This is a genomic window from Polynucleobacter sp. 39-46-10 (assembly GCF_002282275.1).
Genome location: NZ_NCJB01000505.1, coordinates 1 through 1,258 on the forward strand (window position 1 = coordinate 1; position 1,258 = coordinate 1,258).

General features: G+C 44.9%; 2 protein-coding genes and 1 tRNA gene. All 3 read left to right on the plus strand.

What is annotated here, in order from left to right:
• The coding region (locus tag B7X71_RS17210) for a VTT domain-containing protein (protein ID WP_293601638.1) at positions 1 to 336 on the plus strand (336 nt) is incomplete at its 5' end.
• 39 nt (positions 337 to 375) lie between these two features.
• Positions 376 to 452 (plus strand) — tRNA-Met (locus tag B7X71_RS17215).
• Positions 453 to 517: 65 nt separating this feature from the next.
• Positions 518 to 1,048, plus strand: a complete 531-nt coding sequence (locus B7X71_RS17220) for a DUF2878 domain-containing protein (protein ID WP_293601639.1) — start codon at positions 518 to 520, stop codon at positions 1,046 to 1,048.
• Positions 1,049 to 1,258: the final 210 nt, after the last annotated feature.

The window sequence follows — 1,258 nt, forward strand, 5'->3', positions numbered from 1 at the left end:
AATCGGAATGCGTTTGATAAGGCACATGCTTTTTACGAGAAATATGGACCAATTACCATTGTTCTAGGGCGTTTTATGCCATTTATTCGTACTTTCGCCCCCTTTGTGGCTGGGGTGGCGCATATGCGCTATTCCGTCTTTGTTTTCTATAACGTGATTGGCGGCATTGTTTGGGTTTGCAGTTTGACCAGCCTTGGTTTTTTCATTGGCGATCATCCCTGGGTGAAAAGTAATTTCTCTCTAGTGGCACTGGCAATGATTGTCATTCCGGGCTTGCCAGCTCTTTGGATTTTCGTGAAAGAGGTCTTTAAAAAGCTTTCTCACCGCACTAAATAAATTGATCGACTTAGTCAAATAAGCTAAAATCTCAGCTTCGGCGAATTAGCTCAGCTGGTTAGAGCGACGGAATCATAATCCGCAGGTCCGGGGTTCAAATCCCTGATTCGCCACCATATCTTCAGGCCATTGCCCAGCGGCAGTGGCCTTTTTCTTAGGTGTGACTGCTTGGGCGTAAGCGATGGCTAAATTTTGGAACTTTGTGCTTTTCCAGCTCGGTTGGTTTGCCTGCATTATTGGCGCCGCCAATCATCAGGTGTTTTGGCCTGTTGTCATTACCTTACTCTATCTGACCATCCATATTGCACGCTCCAATCAACCATCGTTGGAGATGAATCTATTATTAAAGGCGGCCTTATACGGAGTAAGTGCTGACTCACTTGTATCTTTATCAGGATTTTTAATCTTTGAGGATGCTTGGCCAAGCAGCTATTTGTCACCCGTTTGGATGTGGGTACTCTGGGCTTTGGTTGCCAGCACAATCAACGGGTCACTATCCTGGCTGCGTGGAAGACCCATTCTGGCAGCAGTATTAGGTGCAATTGCAGGCCCAATGTCTTATGAGGCAGGCATCCAAATGGGTGCTGGAGCATGGGGGCCACAAGGACAGGTAGGCGGCCTCATATTTTTAGCAATTATTTGGGGCGCTGCAATGCCACTTTTCCTATATTGGGATCGCGTAAGAGTGACCCTAGATAAAAATCAGCCATAGAGTCAAAAAAGTTTCTTGCAAATACTACTGTTTTTATATACAGTGACTTCTAAGTTGTTAAAAAGTACAGAAACTTCGGGAAAAAGCCCAATACATAGCGAAAAGGAATTAAAAAATGGCCTTGGATGATAAGAAGAAATCAGCCTCATCAGAGTTTGACGGCATGAGTGGAGACAAGCAAAAGGCATTAACAGCAGCTTTGGCGCAAAT

Bases quoted from the DNA above. Each gene is read 5' to 3' on its own strand.
- B7X71_RS17220 (WP_293601639.1), top strand. From the start codon at position 518: ATGGCTAAATTTTGGAACTTTGTGCTTTTCCAGCTCGGTTGGTTTGCC.